A 26,421-nucleotide genomic window follows, 5' to 3' on the forward strand; every position below is an offset into this window, starting at 1 on the left:
TCGAATAAAACGATCTGCTGGGATCATGTCAATTGTATCAAAAAACCATATACAAAGAGGAATGAGATCCTCCAGTATATGGTTTTTCATATATCTGTAAACTATTTATTTCTTCCTGAGACCAATTTTCTATAAAGCAAAACATAGCCTATTGTGAGTGTTGCCAGGATCAATAGAAGCAGCAGCCAAAGCATGCTGGAATCAGAATCACCCGTCTGAGGAACTTTTTTGACTTGATAAGTATTTGTAAATGTGACCTTACCAGTGCCGCCGCCCTTAACGGAACAGACCCCGCCTTTGACTTCGCAGGTAAACTGCTGACTGCCGGACGAATCGACAGGAGTTCCATATTCATCAACTTCTGTTACATAATAAGTGATTGCTTCCCCCTTCGCTCCTGCAGGAACAGGCACCTGGATCGAAGCCTGCGATTCATTATCCAGTGCGATCGCGTAGATGATATCCTCGCCGTTTTCATCGGTCAGCAAATTTGTATAATGGCTGTCAGTAAAAACACCTGCATAATATACATCATCCACATTATAGGCTTTATCCCTCAGCATCGTCTTTTTCGTAATGTCGATGGTCCCTTGGTAGTAGTATTGCTCCACGTTGAGGGTATTGACCAGATTCATACCGCTCACTTCCGACGTATACGCTGCTTCAGCGCCTGTTTCCATTACCGAATACTCATATGGTTTTCCCGTCTCATCTTTATCCGCAAGATTAACAAAATGATAGGACCAATTATCTTTTGCAGTAACCGTTTTTACAAGCGCGCTGTCTGTAATGGGATCTTTATATACCTTTCCATTTTGCAGCAGCGTTACTTTGATGGAAGCCGGCCGTTTATTTTCTGCGTTATTATCGTCATTCCAGGTTTTGGTCCCGCTCAGTTCTGCTTTTTGGGCATATTCGTTGGTAATTGTTACTGCTTTTGTACCACGCGCGTCTACCGTTACCTCTGGGTGATCAATGCTGATGGTAAACTCATTGCCTTCGGTGATGGCATTTCCCTTACTGTCCGTTTCCGCAATATAGTATTTAACTGGTTCTCCGCCAGCTCCCAAGGGCAGACCATCGACCGTCACAGCCTGACTCTGAGTGCCATCCACCGGAAGGGCTGCTACTGCAGACACTTCCCTGCCGTCCTGATTTACAGTAAGAATATTCTTGCACGCCGGATCTGTAAATATTCCTGCGTAGAACACACCGGCCACATTGTATGGACTGCCTCTGAGCGTAACCTTTTTGGTAATGGAAACTGAGCCGGCCAGATAACCTTGCAGCGTGTTCGTCAAATCCATTCCTTCTGCAGTCACTGAATATCCATCTACCGCCACTTCATCTACCGTATATTGATATAAGGTTCCGTGCTTATCAAATTTAGGCAGCTTATCAAAGGTATAAATCCACTCCCCCTTGTCGTCGGCTTTTACCTCTTTCGTTTGATATACTTTCCCATTTTGAAGCAATTTTACCGTAATGCTGTCCGGCCGGAACAAATCTGCTACGAATTGATCGTTTTCCCAATTCTTAACACCCTTGACAGAGGTTTCATTATTAAAGGAGTTGGTTATTTCTGCTTTCCCCTGATGGTTTTTTACAGTCAGTTCGATCTGATTGCCTGGTGTTCCGTCAACCTTTATGGATGCACGATATTCATAATCCTCACCAAGTAGTTGTCCGCTGTCATCTGCTACTTCGGCCAGATAGTAAGTGATCGCCTCATCAGCGGTGCCGACCGGGATGCCTTTAAATTCTGCCGTGCCTGTATCACTGCCGCTGAGTTGGATTTTCTGAACAGGGATATCCATGTCTGCCCCCTGACCTTCAGGATTCGGATCCGGCATCTGCGCTCTAATGGTGCATTCTTTATCGCTGAAGAGTGCCACATAGAAGGTATCCGTTACTTTCTGCGGCCGGCTGTCCGCGGTAACGTTCTTTGTGACTTTAATCGTTCCATCCCAGGAATAAGCCTCATAATCATCCAGTGTATTGATGATATTGGTACCATCATAGGTTACAATATAGCCGGCAGCAGTTTCTTTTTCATTTTCTGTCTCCACCTTCTGATCGCCTATTTTTGTTTCCTTTACCGAATAGTCGATTTTTACACCATCTTTATACACGGGCAGTTCCTTGAATTCATATGTCCAGTTATTTTCTTTTGTCACCTTTGTTTTTCGATTGGTCGCAGCGCCGTCAGCAAAGAGTGTTACTTCAACGCTGTCCGGTCTGGTCTTAAATAAATCCTCCCCGTCTTTCCAGATTTTCGTGCCCTTTACTGCAGTTTTATCCGGTACATGTGTATTTGTTACTGTAAGGCCGCTGTAAACGGTTGTATACTCGTCATCGTAGCTGTCAGTCACTTCCTTGTCTCCGTTGAACTCGACCACTGTATAATGAATCTTTGTTTTATCCGGATGATAAACCGGGAGCTTCTTCCATACTGCAACATCTTTGTTTTTGGACCCATCAACTGTAATTTCCTGCTTGCTGTCTTCGATGAGCGTGCCATCCTTTTTCAGCGCCAGCGTAATTTTGTCTGGTCTTACTTTATCCTGGTCATTTCCATCCGACCAAATTTTTTCGGCGGTCACATCTTTAAGACCCAGCCATGTGTTGGTAGCGGTCACGCTGTTTTGATTATTGTAGGTAATATCGCCGTACGAATCAACTTTGACTCTTATGTCATCGGCTTTTCCCCACCCATCAGCAGCGGTCTCTTGGATTATATAGTCACCCTTCGCCAATTTGACGGGTTTATTATCAGAACCGACAAACTTTACCGGGCCGTAAACACCTTCTTGCTTTTCGGTGTCATTACTGATCACTGCAGTACCGAGTTCTTGTGTTCCTTTATACAGCTTGAATTGGAAAGAGAATTCCTTTGGAATCGTACCTGCTTCATCGCCCGCAATTTCAATTTTCTTGGAAATTTCGGGAGTCGGACCTGGCTTCTTATATTCATTGGTAACGTTCAGCCCGCTGTCATCTATATTGGAATCATAATGATCTGCATCATCATCTGCAATATTGATTTCCTTTACAAAATAATGAATTTTTGTAGCGATTCCGTTTTGTGCAATTGAATACTGGGGAAGGTTCTCCCAGGTCACCTTAGTGCTTGCCTTCCATTCTCCGTTTGAGTCCGGTCTTAAAGTGGCCGGATTTCCAGTAATATCCACCTTACTCTCTTGTGTGCCGATCTTATGCCACAGCTCAAACTGAACACTGGTTGGAGTTTTTTTATCTTGGAAATCGTTGTATTTCCATTCTTTTTGCGCAGTGATATCCGTTAATCCGTAGAATTTATTTTCAAAGTTGTTTCCTCCGCTGCTGTAGACCGCCTTTCCATCGGCAACCGTTACCGCGACCATTTTTGTGTCGTATTCCCACCCTGCAGGAACCTTAGACGTATCCTCTATAATTACGTACTCTCCTGACTTAACTTTATCTGTAAACGCTTTTTCCAAGGCCAATCCCTGTTCTTTCAATTCTTTTGCCGTGATTGTCAAAGATTGCAGAGCATTGCCCTCGACTTTTGGCTCTCCGGCGCTGCCGCCGTTTTTATACAGATTGAAGGTAAAGCAAAGCGTGTCCGGAATATCCTTCGGATTCGCCTGGGCTTCCAGTTTAATTGTTTTATGAACGTTCAGCTGAACTTTTTTTGGCGTATTTGCGATAGCCGTAAATTCTTCTGCTGGCTTTCCTTCAATGGTTACGTTTCCATAAGCCACTTTTACATCATACTTTGACGAACTCGCTTCATAACCTTCCGGTGCTGTTGTTTCACTAAGTTTATAATTTCCTGCAGGGATTTTGTCAAAGGATACAGTACCATCCTCGCCGGATGCAGCATTCATTATGACGTTTTTTTCGCTGCCTGAAGCAGTGCCGCTTAATTGAAAGTTCGCTCCCGGTAAGGCCGTCTTTTTATCCTCTTTTACTTTTTTGAAAGTGAAGTCCCCGCAAAATCCTTGGATTTTGGGCACTTCAAATTGTTGATGGTTTAATTTGCTGAGGACCTGATCGTCATTTACCTTAGAGAACATAAAGTAAGCCAAGTCCGTCAACCCGTTTGTTTCGACTGATTTTTGGAACTCGAACCCTTTTTGAGTTGTATCCAGTGCAATTGGATAGGTCAACGTATACGAGTAATACGTTTTTCTCCCGTCTTTCTGTTCCGTCCTCGGGCTGTTCTTAAGATCCCAGGTCAGCTGTCTTTTGCTTTCATTATATGTAAAGGCATTCTCGGTTTGAGAGCCTCCCTGGCTGGACTTTCCAAGATAAAGAATGTTTTCCCCCATTGGATCTGTCGCATACCATGCCTCGGCGCCTAATTTGATCAGCGTCAAGATTGCGTTGAAATTGTTAATCAATTCCTCCGTATCGTCCGATTTAAACGCTTTACTGGAAAATCCGCTGAGCCAGGTAAAGACGTTCTGATTTTTATAGTTGCCTCTTGGCGACTGCTGGAAGGAAGCATTTCCAGTAGCAAATGCGATCGAGTACAAAGAAACCGGGCTCTCATTAACTTTCAGTTCTTTTATTTTCTGAGCGATACCTCCATCTTTTGTTACTGAGTTATGATCGTTCCAGGAAGCGCGGTTTCCGCCTCCACGCGCCCCTTTTATATAAGCGGTTGAATTTCGTGATGCATCATCAGCAATATGATAGGTGGGGCACCCGTCCGTCAGCATAATTACATTTACATTTTTAATACCCTCGAGCGTACCATCCTGATCAGCGGCTTTTATTACATTATATGCCAGCTGAAGGCCGCCCTCAATATTGGTACCTCCATTCGACCAATCGAGACTATTGATATCTTCTTTACTGCGTTTTTTACCGCTAGAAGAAAGCACATTCTCCCAATTCCATCCGTTTTTTACTTTTGCATTGCTTCCAAACTGGACCAGCTTGATAAGCCGTTTTTCAGTTAAACTGCCTTCTACTGTACCAAATGCATCAATAAAGCTTTTTGCTGCATCTACTGCCGCATCGGCACGGCTCTTTTTACTGCCGGCTATCTTCTCATCGCTCATGCTATTGGATGTATCCATCACGAGTACAACAGCTGCATCTGCTGATGTCGGAATTTCATCCAGTTTTTCCGTAGTTGTTACATCTAGAGTGACTTGAAACTTGTTTTCCGTATCAGTGCCTTCAATATATTTGTCTATCTTCAGGTCACCATTCTCATAGATCTGTGCCTTTTTACTGGCATCTGTAATTTGTTGGCTGGAGCCGCTATTGGTGTTTTGCTCCGCAAAGGATACAGGCGTCGCCTGTATAAAGGCCATGATCACGACTGCTAAAATTGCGATAAGCCGTGTACGTTTCTTTTTCCTCTTCATTTTCTCCTCCTGGTTCGTGCTAAATATAGTTACATCGTAACCACGATTTGTTACATCTACGTTACATTTTGGCTGTTTTTAACAATTCAAACAATTTATTTTGCCAAGCTGTTTTTTTGTCTATGGGAGAACCGAAGTATGGCACCAATCGCTGTCTAGCAGCGGCCACAAAAAAGCAGCCGGGCGTAGAGCTTCTTGTTTGCTCACGCCCGGCCGCTTCCGGCTTTCATTTTATTCATTTGTGTTTACAGCAGTACATAATTGATCTTTTTACCGGCAGCCCGAAACTTATCCTCATATTCCGTGGTAACATCCCTTGCTTCATACTTGCTGCCATGCAAATCCCTGGTCATTTCCTTCACTTCCAGGCCCATTCGCTGGGCTTCTTCTATTGTGAAGTCAAAGAGGCCGTCGTTGTCTGTTTTGACAGCGATAAAGCCATCCTTTGCAAGGATCTGTTTATAACGGGTTAAATATTCACCATAGGTAAGACGCCGTTTGGCATGACGTGCTTTGGGCCAAGGATCGCTGAAGTTGAGATAAATACCAGCAAGCTCTCCTTCTTCAAAGAGATCTCGGATATCGCGCACGAACATATGCACAAATCGCAAATTGACGATTTGCGCCGCATCCACTTTTTCGAGGGCCCGCAGCAGAACGCTGTCCTGCCCTTCAATACCGATCAAATTGGCGTCTTTAGATGATTGAGCGCGGCCAATCAGAAATTGGCCTTTTCCGCAGCCCAGCTCCAGATAAAGAGGGCCTTCCTGGTCGAATGCTGACGTCCAATTTCCTTTGTATGTTTCCGGCTTCTCGATCAAGTAATGACTTAGAGCCGCCATACGTTCTTCCATATTTTTTGCTTTACGCTGTCTCATTTTCTTGCAATCCTTTATCTTCCTATCAATACTCTTTCCAAAATAATCACTGCCAGAAAAGCGATCAGCAAAATGGCGGCTGCCAAATCTCGCTTGCCAAGCTTCATTCCGTTCATTCTGGTGCGGTGCTGTCCACCCCTGTAGCAGCGGGCTTCCATCGCCATAGCTAATTCCTGAGCAATTCGAAACGCACTGATAAACAACGGCACCAGCAGCGGAATCAGGCTTTTGGCCCGGCGGATGATATTGCCGCTTTCAAAATCGGCGCCTCTGGCCTGCTGCGCTTTCATAATCTTATCGGTTTCCTCCAGCAGAGTAGGAATAAATCGCAGGGCGATGGTCATCATCATCGCCAGCTCATGAGCAGGGACACCAATCCGCTTTAAAGGAGAAAGCAGCGCTTCAATGCCATCGGTAAGGCTGATGGGTTTGGTGGTCAGCGTCAGAAGGGACGAGCCTATAATCAGCAAAATCAACCTCGCTGCCATAAAAAAGGCGGTATTTAAGCCTTCCTCAGTAATCGTCAGAATCCAGATATGGGCTATGACCTTTCCTGGTATCATAAACATATTCAGCACAAAGGTGAATAAAATAATCAAAAATATGGGTTTCAAACCTTTGAGCATGAATTTAAGCGGCACCCTCGAAACGGCAATCACAATGCCCAATACCACCACCGCAATCAGAAGCCCCCAGAAATCCGTCACCACAAAGAGGGCGACAATATAAGCTAATGTAACTATAATTTTGACCCTGGGATCCAACCTGTGGATCCAGGATTCACCTGGGTAATACTGCCCCAGTGTAATATCTCTTATCATTTAAACGATTCCTTTTTTAAAAATTGATATAGTGCTTCTTCCGCGTCTTCCATGCGAAGAAAACTCCCTGTAAAAGGCAAATTCTCTTGCTTGGCCAGTTTCATCAGTTGAGCAGATTCCGGCAGTGCAAGCCCCATTGAAGTCAGCTCTTCTTCTCTAGAAAATACTTCCTCCGGAGTCCCCTGCATCACCAGCCGGCCGCTGTCCATCACCAGAATTTTATCAGCCATGCGGGCAATATCGTTCATGTTATGGGATACTAAAAATATAATATTTTTCTCATGGGTATGAATCGTCTCGATCATCTGCAGCACATCCTGGTGAGCCTTTGGATCCAGACCCGCTGTCGGCTCGTCCAGAATCAAGACTTCCGGCTTCATGGCAATGACCCCGGCAATGGCAACACGCCGCTTCTGCCCTCCTGACAAATCGAATGGAGACCGCTCATGAATTTCATCATAATCAAGACCTACCAAAAGAAGCGCTTCGCGGACCCGGGCCTTTACCTCGTCTTCATTCAGACCCAGATTAAGAGGCCCGAAAGCCACATCCTTCTCCACAGTCTCTTCAAACAACTGGTATTCCGGATACTGGAAAACCAGCCCAATCTTCTTGCGGATGTCCCGCATCACCACACCTTCCCCCGTAATATCGGTTCCACTGACAACAATGGTTCCGGACTTCGGTTTAAGCAGCCCGTTCAAATGCTGAACCAAGGTAGATTTTCCCGATCCCGTATGTCCAATAATGCCGACAAATTGGCCGTCCTCAGCACTAAAGGTCACATCCTCCAGTGCGATAGACTGATGGGGCATGCCTTCACTATAGATATGTGTTAAATGTTTTACTTGTATTGACATAAGAATTCAACCATTTCTTCCATATTGATGATATTTTCCGGCACTGCAATGCCTCGCTTTCGCAGCCGATGACATAGTTCGATGGTTAAAGGCACATCCAGGTTCATTGCCCGAATCTCGTCGCCCCGGGAAAACACCTCCCTGGGAGTGCCGTCCAAGGCGATTTTTCCTTGGTCCATAATTACAATCCGTTCTGCCTCAGCAGCTTCCTCCATAAAGTGGGTAATTAAAACAACAGTAATCCCTTCTTCATGCAAGCCCTTAATAATAGACATTACTTCACTGCGCCCCTTGGGATCCAGCATGGCAGTAGGCTCATCAAAGACAATGCAGTCGGGCTTCATTGCGATAGCGCCGGCAATGGCAATCCGCTGTTTCTGTCCGCCCGACAGCAGGTGGGGAGCCTTTTTTCTATGCTGGTACATATTTACTGCCTTCAGAGAATGGTCGACCCGTATTCGAATCTCGCCTGGAGGTACACCCAGGTTTTCCGGACCAAAAGCCACGTCATCTTCAACGATGGACGATACGATCTGATTGTCCGGATTCTGAAATACCATGGCCGCGCTCTGTCGAACATCCCAAATGTTCTCTTCTTTTCTCGTATCATAACCGTTAACATAAACAGCCCCGCTGCTGGGCAGCAGCAAGGCGTTGATATTCTTTGCCAGGGTGGATTTCCCAGAACCATTTTTACCGATGATGGCCGTAAAGCTGCCTCTTTCAATTGACAGAGAGACTCCTTTAATGGCACGTACATGCTTCTGATCTTCGTCCCGCGTATATTCAAATACCAAATCTTCGATTTGTATCATATTGTTCATTTATTCCATTACTCTCTTTCCTGCTTCTGCCTCCAGATAGGTACAGGTGCTGTAATAGGCTTTAACCGCCTCCGCGTTTTTCAAATCCAATGTTCCGTGCATGTTCTTGACATATTCCAAGTATTGGCTGAGGATGTCAGCAAGCACCGTATCCGGATTTTCTGCTGCATAGGTCCGGTAGACCTTATCTGCATCTTCCGAAAAGCGGCCGCTTTTCAAATTAAAATTTGGGCTGTCAGCAGTGCCTGCAAGAAGCAGCTTTATATACGTTTTATACAGCGCGTCCGCATCCTGATGAATGGGCTTTTTCTCCTTTTCTCCGCGGATCAGGTGTTCTACCTCTGCAGCTCTATTACATAATTCCTGTCTTGATATCGTCAGTTTTCCAGCCTTAGTTGCCGGTTTTTTCTGTTCCTTATTCTTTATTGCGCATAGATTTCGATAATCGTCGCTGGCGTAGGATCCATAGAGTTGCAAGATCTTGTCATAATCGATCATTCCATCATAATAAGGGAAAAGATAGGCTTCATATTCGATCAGCATTTCATCTGCCGCTTCTTCACTCATATTGGGAATAGTTTCTTTTAAATATGCCTCTACTTTTTCAATTTGATGTTCAGATACCGGCTTTTCCATCATCGCCACGTATTCTTTTTGTATGTCAACCGGATCTTTTCCGCAGGCTGCCAGCATCAGCACGGCTGCAAGCAGAAAAAAAAGAACCGCTCTCTTTTTCATATCCATCCTCTCCCTAAAATCTGCCGTGCACCCGCACTATTATATCATAGGAAATTCCTATGTGCATCAGTAATATTGCACGAGGAATTCATGCAGGGCGTTGGCATCCAGTTGTCCAGGAGCAGAAACCTTCTGTCCGGCCGCAAAGGTAATTACCGAGCCGAACTCGCCGCCGCAGATTCTGGTAGTAGCCCCCAACTCTCCCATGGATAATGCGATAAACGGAATTTCTGCATATGTATCCCGCATCAACGCCGCAACTTCCAGTAGGCTGAACACATCACTTTCTGACTCTGGCATAACTGCAAGTTTCATCATGTCTGCTCCCAATTCCTGCATAACAAAAAACCTTGCCAGCATTTCCTCCAAATCAGGTGTCTTCTCAAAATCATGATTAGAAAGCAGCACTCTCGATCCATTTTTATGGGCATAAAAAATGAAATCGCGAATTCGCTCTTCGTCTACCTGCCCCGGTGCGTCGAATGTCTCTATATCCATAAAATCCGCCATCCCGCCTTCTGCGATCAGCTCGTTGATCTTAAAATAGTCTTCTTTATCCATCTTCACCATCCCGCCTTCTTTTTCCGTACGGATGGTAAAGATGATTGGTACGTCAAGGGCAATGCGCAAATAGCCCAGCACCTGCTTGAGTTTTTCGCCCTGCCTCTGGGGAGTTTCCTCTTTCATCTTGCTCAGCATATAATCAGCCCGCCACTCCACCAGCTGGCACGGCAACGTTTCTGTCAACTCAGCTTCTTTTAATATCTCGTTCTGGCTGAACCCGGTAAGAGGTATACAGATTTTCGGCATTCCTTTACCCAAAACCAGATCTCCGATTGTCAATGTATTCATATTCTCACTTCTCCTCAATGCTTTGCTATTCCTTAGTTTAGTACACTTTTATGGGTTCGTCAAGCAGACGGCACAATGTTTTACTGCGGGAAAGGCTTTGCCAGGCACATTCCAGTATCACAAGGACAGCCCCTCCCCTATTCCAGCGGTGTCCGCCAAAACAAATCTTCCCCAGGTTCAGATAAACTGCTATAATGACAATATGAAAAGTATAACTGCAAGACTCATTCTTACCATTATTTTAATATCATTGTCCGTCAGTCTGATCATCGGTGCTGCGACCCTTTATCGAAGTTCCTCTTTGCTGGAGGATGAAACCAGGACCCAGCTCCTGGCATCAACGAAAGAACAGCCCAATGGGCTCAGTTCCAAATTTAGCCATATCGAAGGACTGGTCGATTCTTTGACCGGCACGGTTACGGCTGCTTTTGATGCAAAAAAGGGCCGCAGCAACCCGCAATATGTAAAGTCTTTTAACCGCGATTTAAAAAGGATTATTAAAAATAGCCTCTCTGCCACTCAGCTGGCCCACGGCCTTTACGTCACATATAACCCAGAGTTTACATCCCGTAACGATGAAGTATGGTACGCTCGGATGGACGGCCAGATCACTTATATTGCTGCAGATTTTGCCGCTAATAAAAGGAATTTTTCTCTGCCATACGACGAGGACATGGCTTACTTCTTCAAACCCCAAGAAACCGGTTCCCCATCCTGGACCGGCCCCTATTACGATCGGGATGTAAGTCTCAGTGTCCTTTCTTACTCCAGAGCCATCTGCATAAACGGACAATTTGTCGGTGTGGCGGGAGCTGACATTACTACAGATACGACTTTGGATTTGGTCAGCTCCATGAAGCTTTATCCCCGCGGTTATGCCTTTCTTCTTGATGAGAAAGGCAATCCTATTATTGCACCAAAAAATCCAAAAGCGCAAAGCTTAATTAAGGCAGGTCAGGCATCCGTATCCGAATTTACTGCCGGTGAAAAGATGATGGTGGCCTATGCTCCCCTTTCCAACGGGTGGATGCTAGCTACAGTACAGCCCCAGTCCGAAGCCTACCATGCTATTGACCAGCTAAAAAATGCCTTTCTTATCATTTTCATCATTACACTGACAGTGATTATCATTTTAGCCGTTTTCTTTTCCCGAGCCTTTTCCAAACCAATTGAAGAAAAGCAGCTGCTCTTGGAAAAGGAGAACTACGAAAAAGACGTTTTGCTGGTCTATCAAGCAAGGCAAGCGAAAATCGGCGAAATGATGGGCAATATAACCCATCAATGGAAGCAGCCCCTCAACAGCATCCACTTGATCATTGAAAATTTGCTGGACGCCTATAATTATGACGCCCTGGACAAAGAAACCATGACCGCTGCCGCCGATAAAATCGAAACCATCACCAAAACCATGGCGCGGACCATCACCGATTTCACCCAGTTTCTCAAGCCTCCTGCTAAAAACTGCTCTTTTGAGCTTAACAAGTGCATCGCCCTAGCTCTTTCCCTGATGGAAGAAAGCTTGCGCAGAAATAACATTACTGTGGATTTTGATGCAAAGCAGACGTATTATGCTTATGGGAATGCCAACGAATGCTCCCACGTGCTCTTTAATATTTTAAATAACGCCCGCGATGCGATCCTGGAAAGTGGTCCTGAAGACCGCCGCATACGCATATCCATCCACACTTGTATGCACCAAGGAGCCCACCATACTCAGCTGGAAATCTTTAATGCGGGCGACCCGATTCCAGACGAGCAGCTTGCCAAACTCTTCGATCAATACTATACCACCAAGTCCTCCGACCAAGGCACTGGACTTGGCCTCTATATTTCAAGAATCATTATCGAAAAGCGTATGAACGGCACCATCCGCCTCATAAACGGCGGCGGCGGGGTCAGCTGTATTATCGAAATACCTACGGAAGGGGGGAAATAACCATGCATGAAAACACGCCCTTGGAAAAGGTAAAAGTCCTCTATGTAGAAGACGATGACAATGCCAGAGATGCTCTGGCATCCATGCTGAAACGGCGTGTAGGCCGCTTGTTTACCGCTAGAGACGGCGCAGAAGGCTTGAGCCTTTTTCAAACTTACCAGCCGGAAATCATTATTGCGGATCTCTTTATGCCCAATATGGGCGGGGTCGAAATGATCCGGCAGATTAAGGCTGCCGGCCATAAGCCCTTTGTAATTATCACCACAGCGGTCAGCGAATCGAAGGTCATTTTGGATGCCGTGGATGTGGGCATCGACAAGTATATCGTCAAGCCCCTGGATCTGCCGGCATTGATGGATGAGCTGGCATTGATGGCCGGGGAAGTGGAACAGCGCTGCAGTGCGGATCACGCTCTTCCTCCCACCGTTCTGTCCCATAAAAAAGAATTTGAATCCTCCATCAAAAAAGAATTTTCATCCTTCTTAAAAGCCGCCACCGGAAAGGGACCTTTAGACGTTAAAGTACTGATTTCCGATAACTGCCTGGAACTGACCGCAGTAGGCGTTTTGACTCCTTATGAAAAAACGTTACTTGACAATTTTCAGAATATTGCTATAATTAAACAGAACAGGCAATTATTTTTCTCCATAAAAGGCGACGAAATACGGAGGCTGATCGCAGATTGCTTAAACATGGATGTGGAAGTATCTGAAATCGCCATTGACGTGAAACAAGATATTCATAAGCTGATATTTCATTGGAAAGGTTAATGAAAAAACAGTCTGTTTTCTGTTCGTTTATTAAAACCAATGCAAAGTGATTTGCGTTGGTTTTTTAATTGTTATTTTTATATCAAAGAAAGGAGTGAAACATGACTGACAAACTAAAGGCGGAAGCCTACAACTTCAAACCCTTGCGTTCCTTGATCGCAGTGGTGCTCGTCATCCTTATTACTTATATCGTAACCAAACTTTTCATACCAGACGATCCTTCCCAGCTGGGAGCCTGGTCACTGATCCCGGCGTTATTCCTGGTCATCTATATCTTTGCGACCAAACGTATCCTGGAATCGCTGGTTCTAGCTTCCATCATGGGTTTTATCATGGTTTCGGAAGGCGGCAATCTGCTGAGTACCTTCAGCGATTCTCTGCTCAACGTGATGATGGCCGAAGATATCGCCTGGCTGATTATCGTCTGCGGCCTCATGGGCAGTATTATCAGCCTTATCGAACGGTCCGGCGGCGCCTTTGCCTTCGGCGAGTGGGCAGCCACCAAAGCCAAGAGCAGAAAGTCCGCACTCATGTGGACCTGGCTGCTGGGCGTGGTTATCTTTATCGATGACTATCTCAATTCCCTGACCGTAGGTTCCTGTATGACTTCCCTCACGGATAAGCATAAGGTTCCCCGTGAGTTTTTATCCTATGTTGTCAGCTCCACCGCCGCGCCGCTGTGCGTACTGATCCCCATTTCCACTTGGGCGGTGTTCTGCGGAAGGCTGTTGGAAACCAACGGCTGGGCACCCAAGGGAGACGGCCTTATCTATTTTATTTATACGATACCTTTTAACTTTTACGGCTGGGCGGCAGCTCTGCTGGTTCCGCTGGTTGTCTTTGGCATCGTACCCATATTCGGTCCTATGAAAGGCGCGGAAAAACGTGTTGCTGAAGGCGGACCTCTGGCGCCTCCGGGGTCGGAAAAAATCGATATCCACGCCAATGCTGGGGATATTGAAATGCCGGCTAATCCGAGAATGATCAATCTTTTCCTGCCCATCATCGTTTTAGTGGGTTCCACCATCATCTTCGATGTCGATATGCAGATGGGGGTTCTCTGCACCCTCGTATTTATGTTTATCCTTTATTTGCTGCAGGGCATCATGTCGGCCATGGATTTTGCCGATACCTGCGTCAAGGGAATTCAAAGCATGATCCTGCCCCTGATGCTGATGGTGCTCGCCTTCTTGTTTGCCGAAGTCAATGACCAGATCGGCTTCACGGCCTATGTAATCAGCTCTGCGGCGAAGATTATGACCCCGGCCCTGATGCCGTTCATTATTTTCATGGCCCTGGCTGTAACCGAATTCATAACCGGTACCAACTGGGGCATGTATATCATCGCCCTGCCAATCGTCATTCCTCTGGCGCAGCAACTGGACGTCAACATGGCTCTGGCTGTCGGCGCAGTTCTCTCCGCCGGAGTTCTAGGAAGTCATTGCTGCTTCTATTCCGATGCCACCATCCTCACGTCTTCGGCCTGCGGATGCGATAACTTCCGTCATGCTTTTACACAGATGCCTTTCGGCCTGTTGGCCGGCGTCTTCGCTGCCATCGGATTTTTAATCTGCGGCTTTTTATTCTAGATAGGGTTGCTTTCAGCAAAGGGAAAACGGGCCTCGCGGCGTCCAGAATTTCACCAGATGCCCAAGGCCCGTAAATTTCTACTTATGTTCGCTTCCAACTCCCCTCCTGTATCCCAATATGACTGCGCTTCCTATCATAAGGGAAAGGATCGCCAGCAATACTTCCCAGCCCATTGACGCCCTCTCATCGCCGGTTTTAGGGGTCTGCTGATCCCTGTCCCCGGACGCTGTAACGGCCGCCTTATAGGTTCCTTCTTTCCGCCCTGTCTTGGGCACAATCTGAGGATCCCAAGTACCGTATCCGGGGGATCAAGCGGGCCTATCTTCCCGTTTTTCGGTGTTTGTATGAAGGTGTAGGTGCCTAAAATAAGCTCATCGTTAATATGAAAGGGCCACAAGGTTCGATCACCATCTGGATCGTTGAGCTTCCTTTTATTAAAATATATATACGGATCTACGGGATCAAAAGCAAGCTGAGACATAATAATATGGCGATCCACTTCTTTGTTGTGCCTTGCAAGCCCGTACTGATGAAAAAGATTCCTGAACGGCGCCAGCGGGCAAGCCGGTTTCATAACAGCCGCATGAGAGGAAATGCGTTGTTTGACATTTCCATGGGCTAATATTAAAATGAAACCGCTAGTGTTGAAGGGCTCTCGGCAAAATAAAATTCAAAGGAGAAGGATATGGCGGGTTTATATAAAGACAGGTTTAATCACGAATCGCTATACAAGCTTGCACTGGAGATTCAAACGGTCTATGATGAATTTCCGGCAGAAGCGTTTTTGAATTCAACGATGGACAAAGCGTGGGACTGTTTAGAATTCAAGCAGCGGATTATGCAGATTAGTATGAATTTGGGGAAATACTTGCCGGCTGACTATAAAAGGGCGATTCAGATCATCAATCAAGTGATACGAAATTATGAAATTTCCTTGGACGGATTTGCCTTTTTCTTTCCGGGCTTTGTTGAGCTTTACGGGCAGGATCAAGAAAATTGGGATGTCTCTATGGCTGCTTTGGCAAGGTATACCCAGTACGCTTCTGCCGAATTTGCTGTAAGAGCCTTCATTCTCAATGATGAAGAACGCATGATGGCGCAGATGGCCGCCTGGGCTAAGGATGACAACGAACATGTCCGGCGGCTTGCCAGCGAGGGATGCCGCCCCAGGCTGCCTTGGGGACAAGCCCTGCCCAGTTTTCAAAAAAACCCAGTTCCCGTTCTTTGTATTTTAGAGCTGCTGAAAGCTGACCCATCGCCGTATGTCCGTAAAAGTGTAGCCAACAATCTAAACGATATCTCTAAAACACATCCTGACCTTGTGGTAAAAATCGCTCGGGACTGGTACGGCAAAGACAAGGGCACTGATTGGATTGTAAGGCATGGATGCAGAACGCTTCTAAAAAAGGGCCGCCGGGATGTGTTTGACCTTTTAGGGTTTGCAGATGCCGATTGTGTGAAGGTTTACGGCTTTTCGCTGGTAAGTGCATCTGTTTCCATTGGGGCGGATATGATCTTTTCCTTTGAAATTGAGACAAAAAAAGCAGCTAAGGTGCGGCTGGAATATGGCATTGATTATGTAAAATCAAGCGGCAGGCGAAATCGTAAGATATTCCAAATATCCCAGCTTACCTTCAAGGCCGATGGAAAGAAGTCTTACACAAAATCCCATTCCTTTGCAGATAAAAGTACGAGGAAACACTACCCAGGCATCCATTCGGTCACCCTGATTGTAAACGGCGCCGAACGCGGCACGCTGGATTTTGAAGTATTGGCTGCCTTATAATGGCTAAGACTCGTATCCAGGCAAAAGAATCATTTGCCTGGATGCTCAGTCCAGTATTGCTGTATATAGTTTTCAGCTTTTTCTTCCGACAAGGAAAACTTCTGCGCTATCCGGGCTTTCGTTTCCGCTCTGGAAAGCTCCATATCCTGGCAGAGCTCTGTCAGGGCTGCAATACCCTGTTCGATTCCTTTGTCGAAGCCTTCCGATAACCCCTTCTGATAGCCGTCCTGCTCCCGAATCGTTTCGCACTCTTCTCTGCTCAGTTCATCATACAAAAAACTCATAACATCACCACCGTTCTTCTTTAGAAAATCTCGTAAGACTCCTTCCTCAATACAGGTGTCTATGGATTGTTTGATGGCAGCTTCCAGGTCATTCGTTTTCTCCCAGTTTTTCCGTACCAGGTATATGAATCTGCTGTATTCGTTCAAAACCTTACAGCGCTCCAGAATTTCAGCTCCCTGTTTGTAATTGACATTGATGACCTTTACAAAAAGGCCACGAGCACAACACCTGACAACATCAGAGTCAGATAGATCCATAGAGACAATCCGGAGTCTCCCGTCTGCGTGGAAGAGGTCTCAGCGGCAGTCTTGTCCGAAGATCCAGCGGTTTTGGACGGATCAATCCGGTCAGTCGGAGCGGCTGGTTCGGTCGGATCGATCTGGCCAGTCGTGTTAGTTGGGCCAGTCGCATTAGTGGGATCAGACTGATCAGTTGGGGGTCGTCGGTCCGGTCGATTCTCCGGTCGGTTCGGTCGATTTTGGGTAGTCTAGCGTAGCTTCCATAACCATGGCAAAACCACTAGAAGCAGGTCCAAGTATAACAGTTCGAGACCTTCCACCGACTGCGGGGTGGTTGCAGTATCCTACCTGCCCTGGGCCTTGTGGCGTATTTATAACTGCGTTGCATCTCTCGTTCTGAAGTAATAATGTCTTGATAATCCTTCAGATTCGGAACAATACTTCCCAGCACGTCCTGATTCCTTATTTCCTCGGTCGTTCCTGCTGTAATAACGGACTTTGCTTTTATGGAAAGGGGTTGGGCGGCATAGATCAATCCAGCCGTAATATGATCATTATTAAATGCAAGTGTGTTTTCGGCTTTTTATGGATATTCTCTTTATCTCCCTGCTGCAGGGCGTTAAGGGTTATGGACTCCACATTGTTTTCAACTGAATTGTGTCCGGATTCGCCTCCGCAACCCAGTCTTGATTTTCCACTCCGCTTACTGTTATTCCCCATGCGGCTTGGGCTGCGGACGGGGCGGCGGCTTTTTGCTGGGAAAAGGCAATGGTGTCTTTGGCAGCGGTTTCCTCTTCTATACTATACCCCCCCGCCTTTTCAGAAGGCGATACTGCGGATTCTTCCGTTGTTGCTTCTACCGTGGTGTTTTCTGCCGGATCCATCGCTTCCGACGAGCTGCTGCTCTCTGTCGCAGCGCTATCCTTCTGGCTTTCCGCATACGCAGCTGCCGGGATCAAAAGCAGGCTGAGACACAATAATATCGCGATCCATTTTTTACGCTTCATAGTATTCTCCTTATTGAACTTTCCGTGTAAATGATAAATAAAAGCAATAATGCAAAAAAAGACCGCCGATAATGGCGCGCTGACATAAGAAAACACGAGAAAATGCAGTAAAATCAATGGTTTTCTATGGCAGCGGGCAAACAGGGCAAGTCTAAAAATCGAATAATCGAGCGATAAAGGGATGTTTCCGCAAGGAGCATCCCTTTTCGCTTATGCCAGCGGCATAGAGTTTCTGTCAGAAGTCTATGCCGCTTTTTTCACGCCCACCGTTACGCATTGGACGGTGTTTCTGCCTTGCCGGAAGCCGTTTTCCGGGCGCGATTGCAGCGAAGCAAGGGGTTTATACCTTTTTCCTCAAAATTGACGTTCTAATGCGTAACAGCCAGACGATTAAAGGAGGTGAGACTATGGCAGTTTTCCGGGTGGAGCGAAACAAAGGCTATACCGTAATGAGTAACCACCATCTGCGAAACCGGGAGCTTTCCCTAAAGGCAAAAGGGCTGCTTTCGCAAATGCTGTCCTTACCGGAGGATTGGGACTATACCCTTGCGGGACTGTCCTACATCAACCGGGAAAGCATTGACGCGATCCGTACCGCCGTCTGGGAGCTGGAAAAGGCCGGATATATCCGGCGCAGCCAGAGCCGGGACGATAAAGGCAAGATGGCCGAGATGGTCTATACCATCTACGAGCAGCCGGTATTGGAAAATCCAACATCGGGTGAGCCGGTGTTGGAAAATCCGACATCGGATAATCCGGTATCGGAAAATCCAATGCAATTAAATAAAGATATACAAACTAAAGATCAAAAAAAGAAAGATGGATCAATTACCGATTCCATTCCTATCCTTTCCCCACCCTCTCCTTTGAAGGAAGCGGCTGCGCCGCCGGAAAGGAAAAGAACGGAACGGAATGACGCCTACAAGGTCTATGAGGAAATCATCAAGGAGAATATCGAGTACGACTATCTCTTGCAGGACTTCCGCTTTGAGAAAGACCGGGTAGATGAAATCATTGACCTGATCCTTGAAGCCGTATGCAGCGCCAGAAAGACGATCCGCATTGCCGGGGATGACTACCCGGCAGAACTGGTGAAATCCAAGTTTATGAAGCTGGACAGCGAACATATCCGCTTTGTGCTGGACTGTATGCGGGAGAACACCACGAAGATACGCAACATCAAGCAGTATCTACGGGCGGCGCTGTTCAATGCTCCGTCCACCATCGGAAGCTATTACACATCCCTTGTCTCTCACGATATGGCAAGCGGCAAGTTGACGCCGCCCAAGAGGGAGTACACCTACAACGAGGGCGAAAGCCTGTAATCGCAAGGAGGATTCACTATGAAGCAAGGAGCATTATTCTATGACGAGCTGACAGACCGCTACGACATCCGCTTTGACCTGGCGGACTACTACGGCGGGCTGCACGCCGGGGACTGTCTGGAAGTATTCACAGGCGGCAAGTGGAAGCCTGCCCGGATGGAGTACGGCGAGAATTGGTATCTTGTCGGCATCCGGGCGGACGACCTGACCGGCCTGCGGGTGCGGATTTAACCGTTATCTCTGCAAATCCGAGGAAAGGAGGCCGGTAAATGCAGGATGAAATCAATGAAAAAACGATTGTCCTATCCATACGGGGCGCAAAGATCACCGCAAGGATTCTGCAAAATGCGATCAAAGCCATCCTTGCGGAAATACAAAAGGGGCTTTCAAAGAAACAGCAGACCATCCCCCACGGGAAGCAGACCCTAAAACAGCTCATGCGACAAAATGCCGGTGTCTCCAATATCGAGATCACCGCAGACAATATCAAAGCCTTTGAGCATACGGCAAAAAAATACGGGATCGACTTTGCTCTGAAAAAGGACGTAAGCGAGGTGCCGCCACGCTACCTTGTGTTCTTCAAAGGGCGGGACGCCGATGTGCTTATGTCCGCTTTCAAGGAGTTTTCCGCAAAAAAGCTGACGCAGGAGCAGAAACCGTCCCTGCGGAAATCCCTGTCGGTATTCAAAGAGGCTGCCCAGCAGAAAAACGCGGAACGAGCAAAGGTCAAGAACAAGGACAGGAGGATCGAACGATGAATACAGAGTTTTTCAAGAAATGGATTCTCCCGAATCTCCCATACCTGTTCTTTGTCTATCTCTTTGACAAGGCGGCACAGGCGTTTCGGCTTGCCCCCAGCGCAGACCTCTCCGGCAAGATACTCTATCTGGGGAAAGGGTTTGCCGCTGCCTTTGCCAGCGCCGCACCCAGCTTTGTCCTCGCGGATTTGCTGATCGGGCTTGCCGGGGCCGCCCTGATCCGGCTGATCGTCTATGTCAAGGGTAGGAACGCGAAGAAATACCGCAAGGGAATTGAGTACGGCAGCGCCCGATGGGGCAAGGCTGCGGATATAAAGCCCTACGTCGATCCCGTCTTTGACAACAACGTGATCCTGACCCAGACGGAACGGCTGATGATGAGTAACCGCCCGAAGAATCCGAAGTACGCAAGAAACAAAAACGTGCTGGTGATCGGCGGCAGCGGAAGCGGCAAGACGAGATTTTTTGTGAAGCCCAACCTGATGCAGCTCCATTCCAGCTATGTTGTGACTGACCCGAAAGGGACTTTGCTTGTGGAGTGCGGCCAGCTCTTGCAAAGGGCGAAATATCGGATCAAGGTGCTGAATACGATCAACTTTTCCAAAAGCATGAAGTATAACCCCTTTTCGTATATCCGAAGCGAAAAGGACATCTTGAAGCTGGTAAACACCATCATAGCCAATACCAAAGGCGACGGAGAAAAAGCCGGGGAAGATTTCTGGATCAAGGCCGAACGGCTCTACTATACGGCGCTGATCGGCTACATCTGGTATGAAGCGCCGGAGAATGAAAAGAACTTTACCACCCTGCTTGATATGATAAACGCCAGCGAAGCGCGGGAGGACGACGAGGACTTTCAGAACCCCGTCGATCTTATGTTTGAGCGATTGGAGGCAAAAGACCCGGATCACTTTGCCGTGAAGCAATATGCCAAGTACAAGCTGGCGGCGGGCAAGACCGCAAAATCCATCCTCATTTCCTGCGGAGCGCGGCTTGCCCCCTTTGACATCCGGGAGCTGCGGGAGCTGATGGAAACGGACGAAATGGAGCTGGACACCATAGGCGACAGGAAAACGGCGCTGTTCGTCATCATCTCCGATACCGACGACACGTTTAACTTTGTCGTTTCCATCCTCTACACCCAGCTATTTAACTTGTTATGCGACAAGGCCGATGACGTGTACGGCGGCAGGCTCCCCGTTCATGTGCGCTGCCTGCTTGATGAGTTTGCAAACATCGGACAGATACCGAAGTTTGAAAAGCTGATCGCCACCATCCGAAGCCGGGAAATCTCGGCCTCTATCATTTTGCAGAGCCAGAGCCAGCTAAAGGCCATCTACAAGGACAATGCGGATACGATTGTGGGGAATTGTGACAGCACCTTATTTCTCGGCGGCAAGGAGAAGACGACGCTGAAAGAAATCTCGGAAATCCTCGGTAAAGAGACAATCGACAGCTTCAACACCGGGGAAAACCGGGGGCGGGAAATCTCTCACAGCCTCAATTATCAGAAGTTAGGCAAGGAGCTGATGACACAGGACGAGATCGCCGTTATGGACGGCGGCAAGTGTATCTTGCAGCTCCGGGGCGTCAGGCCGTTCTTCTCCGACAAGTACGACATCACAAAGCATCCCCGGTATAAGTACCTTTCGGACTACGACAAGAAAAACGCCTTTGACATCGAAAAGTACAGGACGCGCCGCCCGCCCATTGTCCGGCCGGAGGAAGTCTTTGATTACTACGAAATCGACGCCGCCGATCTTTCGTGATCTGGCAGCGGGAAAGGAGGAACGATCAAGAATACCATAACAGCATACCGGGCGCGGGCACCCAATGAAGCCCCGCCGCAGAACTTACCGCCGTAACACTACGGCGGCTTTTCCATTTCTACACAACATTGCTACGCCGCAAAGCGGCAGAAAGGAGTTTTACTTATGGCATTTTTCAATAGCGCAGTTGGAGTTTTACAGACCCTTGTTATCGCTCTCGGAGCCGGTCTTGGTATCTGGGGCGTCATCAACCTGATGGAAGGTTACGGAAATGATAATCCGGGCGCGAAAAGTCAGGGCATGAAGCAGCTCATGGCCGGAGGCGGCGTCGCCCTGATCGGCACCGTGCTTGTGCCGCTTCTTCGAGGTTTGTTTGGATAAGTTCAGGAGGTAATCGCTTATGCAGAGCATACTTGACGCGATTAACGAATGGATAAAGGAACTCCTGATCGGAGCCATCAACGGGAATCTGTCAACTATGTTCGGGGACGTAAACGAGAAGGTAGGCACGATTGCCGCAGAGGTCGGCAAGACCCCGCAGGCGTGGAACGCCAACATTTTTTCGATGATAAAAATGCTCTCGGAGAATGTGATCGTTCCCATTGCGGGGATCGTCATAACCTATGTGCTGTGCTATGAGCTGATCAGCATGGTCATCGACAAGAACAATATGCACGATTTTGATACGTTCGTGTTCTTCAAGTGGTTTTTCAAGGCGTGGGTGGCGGTATTCCTCGTCACCCACACCTTTGACATCACAATGGCCGTCTTTGACGTGGCGCAGCACGTCGTAGCAAGATCGGCAGGGGTCATTGGAGGCAGCACCAGCATTGATGTTGCCTCCGCCCTGTCGTCCCTGCAAGCGGGGCTTGATTCTATGGAAATCCCCGAACTGCTATTACTCACGATGGAAACGACCCTTGTGAGCTTCGGCATGAAAATCATGTCGGTCATCATTACGGTCGTGATCTACGGGCGTATGATCCAGATTTACCTTTACTGTTCGGTATCGCCAATCCCATTTGCAACACTCACCAACCGGGAGTGGGGCCAGATCGGAAACAATTTTCTGCGCGGCCTGATCGCCCTCGGCTTTCAGGGATTCCTCATTATGGTATGCGTCGGTATCTACGCGGTGCTGGTAAGCAGCTTGGTTGTGGCAAATAACCTGTCAACGGCCATCTTCTCTATTGCTGCCTATACCGTGCTGCTGTGCTTTATGCTTTTGAAATCCGATTCCATAGCGAAATCCCTGTTTGCAGCACATTAAAGGAGGTATCGCATTACAAAGAAATACAATATCATCTACGCCGATCCGCCGTGGCGGTATGAACAAAAGAGACTGCCCGGCGCGGCGGAACATCATTACCCCACCATGAGCCTTGAAGAATTGACGGCGCTGCCTGTCTCCGATCTTGCGGACACAGACAGCATTTTGTTTCTCTGGGCGACCTTTCCGCAGCTTCCCGAAGCCCTGCGTCTGATAAAAGCATGGGGCTTTCGGTATAAGACGGTTGCCTTTGTCTGGCTGAAAACAAATCGGAAAGCCCGTACATGGTTTTACGGGCTGGGCTTTTGGACAAGAGGCAATGCGGAAATCTGCCTGCTTGCCACCAAAGGACACCCAAAACGGCAATCGGCAGGCGTCCACCAGCTCATTGTAAGCCCGGTGGAGCAGCACAGCAAAAAGCCGGACATTGTACGGGATAAGATCGTTGCCCTTATGGGCGATCTGCCCCGCATAGAGCTTTTCGCAAGGCAGAAATCGCCGGGCTGGGACGTGTGGGGAAATGAAATTGAAAGCAGTATCACGCTTTAGAAAGGAGGTCACGGATGGCCTATGTACCTGTGCCAAAGGATCTGTCGAAGGTCAAAACAAAGGTTGTACTGAACCTGACAAAACGGCAGCTCCTTTGCTTTGCGGCAGCCCTCGTTGTAGGACTACCGCTTTTCTTTTTACTCAAAGGAAGTACGGGAACAAGCCTTGCGGCATTTGCCATGATCCTTGTCATGCTCCCATGCTTCCTGTTTGCCATGTATGAGAAACACGGGCAGCCCCTTGAAACGGTCATTAAAAACATCGTGCTGACGAAGTTTGTCCAGCCAAAGGAGCGCCCCTATCAGACCAACAACTTTTACGCCGTTCTGGAACGGCAGAGAAATCTTGAAAAGGAGGTAGCCGCCATTGTCAAAGGAAAAAACAAAAAGCGCAAAGGCAAAGCGTAAGCTGACCCGCGCAGAGAAAAAGCAGATCGCCGCCGTGATCCGGCAGGCGAAGGGCGACGGGAAGCCCCATACCGCCCAAGAAACCATCCCGTATTTGCAGATGTTCCCGGACGGCATTTGCCGCGTCACGGAAAAACGGTACAGCAAAAGTATTGCCTTTGAGGACATCAACTATCAATTAGCGCAGGCTGACGAAAAGACCGCCATTTTTGAAAACTGGTGCGATTTTCTCAACTACTTTGATTCCTCCGTGGCGGTGCAGCTCTCCTTTATCAATCAGGGGACGCGCCGGACGGACGCGGAGCAGATCATCGACATTCCGGCGCGAAACGACGCCTTTCAGACGATCCGAAACGAATACACGGCTATGCTGAAAGACCAGCTTGCCAAAGGCAACAACGGCCTTGTGAAAGCAAAATACATCACCTTTTCCGTGGAGGCGGAAAACATCAGCGCGGCCAAAGCCCGCCTTGCCCGGATCGAAACGGACGTCTTAAACAATTTCAAGGTGCTGGGTGTGGCCGCCCACCCCATGACCGGCTATGAACGGCTGGAAACGCTGCACGGCGTATTCCACCCGGACGGTGAGCCTTTCGCCTTTTCGTGGGATTGGCTGGCTCCGTCAGGGCTGTCCACAAAGGACTTTATCGCGCCGTCCTCCTTCCGCTTTGGAGAGGGACGCACCTTCCGCATGGGCCGGAAGCTGGGCGCGGTGAGTTTCCTTGAAATCCTCGCCCCGGAGCTAAATGACCGGGTGCTGTCGGACATTCTGGACTTGGAAAACGGTGTGATCGTCAATCTCCATATCCGCAGCATCGACCAGAGCGAGGCCATTAAGACCATCAAGCGGAAAATCACAGACTTGGATAAAATGCGGATCGACGAACAGAAAAAGGCCGTCCGAAGCGGCTACGACATGGACATCATCCCCTCTGACCTTGCCACCTACGGCGGCGAGGCGAAAAATCTCTTGCAGGATTTACAGAGCCGAAATGAGCGAATGTTTCTTGTGACGCTTCTTGTGGTGAACATGGCGGATACGAAGCGGAAGCTGGACAATGACATCTTTGCCGTGGCGGGGCTGGTGCAGAAATACAACTGTGCCTTGACCCGCCTTGACTATATGCAGGAGCCGGGCTTTATGTCCTGCGTCCCCATCGGGATCAATCAGATTCCTATTGAACGGGGACTGACCACTTCCAGCACGGCGATCTTTGTTCCCTTTATCACGCAGGAGCTTTTTCAGAGCGGCGAAGCCCTCTATTACGGGCTGAACGCCCTTAGTAACAATATGATCCTGTGTGACCGAAAGAAGCTGAAAAACCCCAACGGCCTGATTTTAGGCACCCCCGGCAGCGGCAAATCCTTTGCCGCAAAGCGCGAGATCACAAACGGCTTTTTAATCACGGAGGACGACATTATCATCTGCGACCCGGAGGCCGAATACGCCGCACTGGTGGAGCGGCTAAAGGGACAGGTGATCCGCATTTCCCCGACCAGCAAGGAGTACGTCAATCCTATGGACATCAACCTGAACTATTCCGAGGACGATAACCCGCTGGCGCTGAAATCCGATTTTGTCCTCTCCCTCTGCGAGTTGGTGATCGGCGGCAAGGAGGGCCTCGCGCCCATTGAAAAGACCGTCATTGACCGCGCCGTACAGAGCGTGTACCGGCCTTTCCTTGCCAACCCCGACCCGGCGAAAATGCCGATCCTGGGCGATCTGTACGAGGAACTTTTGAAGCAGCCGGAGCCGGAGGCGGCAAGAGTGGCGGCGGCTTTGGAGCTGTATGTTTCCGGCTCTCTCAATGTCTTTAACCACCGTACCAACGTGGAGCTTTCCAACCGGCTTGTGTGCTTTGACATCAAGCAGCTTGGAAAACAGCTTAAAAAGCTGGGGATGCTCATTATTCAGGATCAGGTGTGGAACCGCGTCACCGTCAACCGGGCGGCAAGCAAGGCCACCCGCTACTACATGGATGAGTTTCACTTGCTGCTGCGGGAGGAACAGACCGCCGCGTATTCTGTGGAGATTTGGAAGCGGTTTCGTAAATGGTCGGGCATCCCGACAGGGATCACCCAGAACGTCAAAGACCTGCTTTCCAGCCGAGAAGTGGAAAACATCTTTGAAAACAGCGATTTTGTCCTGATGCTCAATCAGGCCGGCGGCGATCAGGCAATCCTTGCCAAGCAGCTCACCATATCGCCCCAGCAGATGAAGTACGTCACCCACGCCGAGGCGGGCGAAGGGCTGTTATTCTACGGCAACGTGATCCTGCCTTTCATTGACCGCTTCCCGACCAATACCGAGCTATACCGGGTAATGACGACGAAGCCGGAGGAAGTAGGCAGCGCATAAGGATCGGAGGTGAAACCCATTGAGTGAAAAACTGA

Annotated in this window: 23 protein-coding genes; 13 read left to right on the plus strand and 10 right to left on the minus strand. The window is 48.2% G+C overall.

Annotated features, from left to right (window positions below; genetic code table 11):
• Window positions 1-101: 101 nt before the first annotated feature.
• From NIA71_RS10685 to aroD, 7 genes are all read right to left on the minus strand, one after another.
• Window positions 102-5,363 (minus strand): Cna B-type domain-containing protein, encoded by a 5,262-nt coding sequence (locus NIA71_RS10685; protein WP_253020374.1) that lies wholly within the window; start codon window positions 5,361-5,363, stop codon window positions 102-104.
• 245 nt (window positions 5,364-5,608) lie between these two features.
• A complete protein-coding gene (gene trmB, locus NIA71_RS10690) occupies window positions 5,609-6,241 on the minus strand; it encodes a tRNA (guanosine(46)-N7)-methyltransferase TrmB (protein WP_253020375.1) in 633 nt (210 codons plus the stop codon).
• Window positions 6,242-6,255: 14 nt separating this feature from the next.
• On the minus strand, window positions 6,256-7,062 hold the full coding sequence (locus tag NIA71_RS10695) for an energy-coupling factor transporter transmembrane component T family protein (RefSeq protein WP_148396143.1): 807 nt from the start codon (window positions 7,060-7,062) through the stop codon (window positions 6,256-6,258).
• A complete protein-coding gene (locus NIA71_RS10700) occupies window positions 7,059-7,922 on the minus strand; it encodes an energy-coupling factor transporter ATPase (protein ID WP_253020376.1) in 864 nt (287 codons plus the stop codon). The genes NIA71_RS10695 and NIA71_RS10700 overlap by 4 nt, the downstream gene beginning before the upstream one ends.
• Window positions 7,907-8,746, minus strand: coding sequence for an energy-coupling factor transporter ATPase (locus NIA71_RS10705; RefSeq protein WP_148396141.1), 840 nt, complete (start codon window positions 8,744-8,746; stop codon window positions 7,907-7,909). The genes NIA71_RS10700 and NIA71_RS10705 overlap by 16 nt, the downstream gene beginning before the upstream one ends.
• Window positions 8,747-9,484 (minus strand): hypothetical protein, encoded by a 738-nt coding sequence (locus NIA71_RS10710; protein WP_148396140.1) that lies wholly within the window; start codon window positions 9,482-9,484, stop codon window positions 8,747-8,749.
• A gap of 66 nt (window positions 9,485-9,550) precedes the next feature.
• Window positions 9,551-10,336, minus strand: coding sequence for a type I 3-dehydroquinate dehydratase (gene aroD / locus NIA71_RS10715; protein ID WP_148396139.1), 786 nt, complete (start codon window positions 10,334-10,336; stop codon window positions 9,551-9,553).
• 202 nt (window positions 10,337-10,538) lie between these two features.
• Between aroD and NIA71_RS10720 the strand changes: the two genes are divergently transcribed.
• From NIA71_RS10720 to NIA71_RS10730, 3 genes are all read left to right on the plus strand, one after another.
• Entirely contained in the window at window positions 10,539-12,272 is a 1,734-nt protein-coding gene (locus NIA71_RS10720; protein ID WP_253020377.1) for an ATP-binding protein, read from the plus strand.
• Window positions 12,273-12,274: 2 nt separating this feature from the next.
• Window positions 12,275-13,042 carry a response regulator gene (locus NIA71_RS10725; protein ID WP_253020378.1) on the plus strand — a complete coding sequence of 256 codons (768 nt, stop codon included), beginning with the start codon at window positions 12,275-12,277 and terminating at the stop codon, window positions 13,040-13,042.
• 101 nt (window positions 13,043-13,143) lie between these two features.
• A complete protein-coding gene (locus tag NIA71_RS10730; protein ID WP_148396136.1) occupies window positions 13,144-14,631 on the plus strand; it encodes a Na+/H+ antiporter NhaC family protein in 1,488 nt (495 codons plus the stop codon).
• 78 nt (window positions 14,632-14,709) lie between these two features.
• On the opposite strand, the gene NIA71_RS10735 is transcribed toward NIA71_RS10730, so the two are convergent.
• Complete coding sequence (locus tag NIA71_RS10735) at window positions 14,710-14,907, minus strand: hypothetical protein (protein WP_148396135.1); 198 nt, start codon at window positions 14,905-14,907, stop codon at window positions 14,710-14,712.
• 410 nt (window positions 14,908-15,317) lie between these two features.
• Here NIA71_RS10735 and NIA71_RS10740 point away from each other — a divergent pair, with 410 nt between their 5' ends.
• Window positions 15,318-16,418 carry a DNA alkylation repair protein gene (locus NIA71_RS10740; protein ID WP_148396134.1) on the plus strand — a complete coding sequence of 367 codons (1,101 nt, stop codon included), beginning with the start codon at window positions 15,318-15,320 and terminating at the stop codon, window positions 16,416-16,418.
• A 29-nt stretch (window positions 16,419-16,447) separates the two neighbouring features.
• Here the strand turns inward: NIA71_RS10740 and NIA71_RS10745 are convergent, their stop codons facing one another.
• Window positions 16,448-16,960 (minus strand): hypothetical protein, encoded by a 513-nt coding sequence (locus NIA71_RS10745; RefSeq protein WP_253020379.1) that lies wholly within the window; start codon window positions 16,958-16,960, stop codon window positions 16,448-16,450.
• A gap of 608 nt (window positions 16,961-17,568) precedes the next feature.
• Complete coding sequence (locus NIA71_RS10750) at window positions 17,569-17,949, minus strand: hypothetical protein (RefSeq protein ID WP_253020380.1); 381 nt, start codon at window positions 17,947-17,949, stop codon at window positions 17,569-17,571.
• 407 nt (window positions 17,950-18,356) lie between these two features.
• Here NIA71_RS10750 and NIA71_RS10755 point away from each other — a divergent pair, with 407 nt between their 5' ends.
• The 9 genes from NIA71_RS10755 to NIA71_RS10795 all read left to right on the plus strand — a co-directional run bounded on the left by NIA71_RS10755 (window position 18,357) and on the right by NIA71_RS10795 (window position 26,386).
• Window positions 18,357-19,274, plus strand: a complete 918-nt coding sequence (locus tag NIA71_RS10755; protein WP_253020381.1) for a DUF6017 domain-containing protein — start codon at window positions 18,357-18,359, stop codon at window positions 19,272-19,274.
• Window positions 19,275-19,292: 18 nt separating this feature from the next.
• Entirely contained in the window at window positions 19,293-19,505 is a 213-nt protein-coding gene (locus tag NIA71_RS10760; RefSeq protein ID WP_227035716.1) for a DUF5348 domain-containing protein, read from the plus strand.
• 38 nt (window positions 19,506-19,543) lie between these two features.
• Window positions 19,544-20,032 carry a PcfB family protein gene (locus tag NIA71_RS10765; RefSeq protein ID WP_253020382.1) on the plus strand — a complete coding sequence of 163 codons (489 nt, stop codon included), beginning with the start codon at window positions 19,544-19,546 and terminating at the stop codon, window positions 20,030-20,032.
• Entirely contained in the window at window positions 20,029-21,801 is a 1,773-nt protein-coding gene (locus NIA71_RS10770) for a VirD4-like conjugal transfer protein, CD1115 family (protein WP_253020383.1), read from the plus strand. The genes NIA71_RS10765 and NIA71_RS10770 overlap by 4 nt, the downstream gene beginning before the upstream one ends.
• Window positions 21,802-21,966: 165 nt before the next feature.
• Window positions 21,967-22,182 carry a Maff2 family mobile element protein gene (locus tag NIA71_RS10775; RefSeq protein WP_253020384.1) on the plus strand — a complete coding sequence of 72 codons (216 nt, stop codon included), beginning with the start codon at window positions 21,967-21,969 and terminating at the stop codon, window positions 22,180-22,182.
• Window positions 22,183-22,201: 19 nt separating this feature from the next.
• Window positions 22,202-23,071: a VirB6/TrbL-like conjugal transfer protein, CD1112 family gene (locus tag NIA71_RS10780; RefSeq protein WP_253020385.1), complete on the plus strand. Its 870-nt coding sequence runs from the start codon at window positions 22,202-22,204 to the stop codon at window positions 23,069-23,071.
• A 12-nt stretch (window positions 23,072-23,083) separates the two neighbouring features.
• On the plus strand, window positions 23,084-23,620 hold the full coding sequence (locus NIA71_RS10785; protein ID WP_253021301.1) for an MT-A70 family methyltransferase: 537 nt from the start codon (window positions 23,084-23,086) through the stop codon (window positions 23,618-23,620).
• 14 nt (window positions 23,621-23,634) lie between these two features.
• On the plus strand, window positions 23,635-24,027 hold the full coding sequence (locus NIA71_RS10790; protein WP_253020386.1) for a PrgI family protein: 393 nt from the start codon (window positions 23,635-23,637) through the stop codon (window positions 24,025-24,027).
• On the plus strand, window positions 23,987-26,386 hold the full coding sequence (locus tag NIA71_RS10795; RefSeq protein ID WP_253020387.1) for a VirB4-like conjugal transfer ATPase, CD1110 family: 2,400 nt from the start codon (window positions 23,987-23,989) through the stop codon (window positions 26,384-26,386). The genes NIA71_RS10790 and NIA71_RS10795 overlap by 41 nt, the downstream gene beginning before the upstream one ends.
• The last annotated feature ends 35 nt before the right edge of the window (window positions 26,387-26,421 follow it).

The sequence above is a fragment of the Ihubacter massiliensis genome, assembly GCF_024125305.1.
Lineage (GTDB): Bacteria > Bacillota > Clostridia > Peptostreptococcales > Anaerovoracaceae > Hominibacterium > Hominibacterium faecale.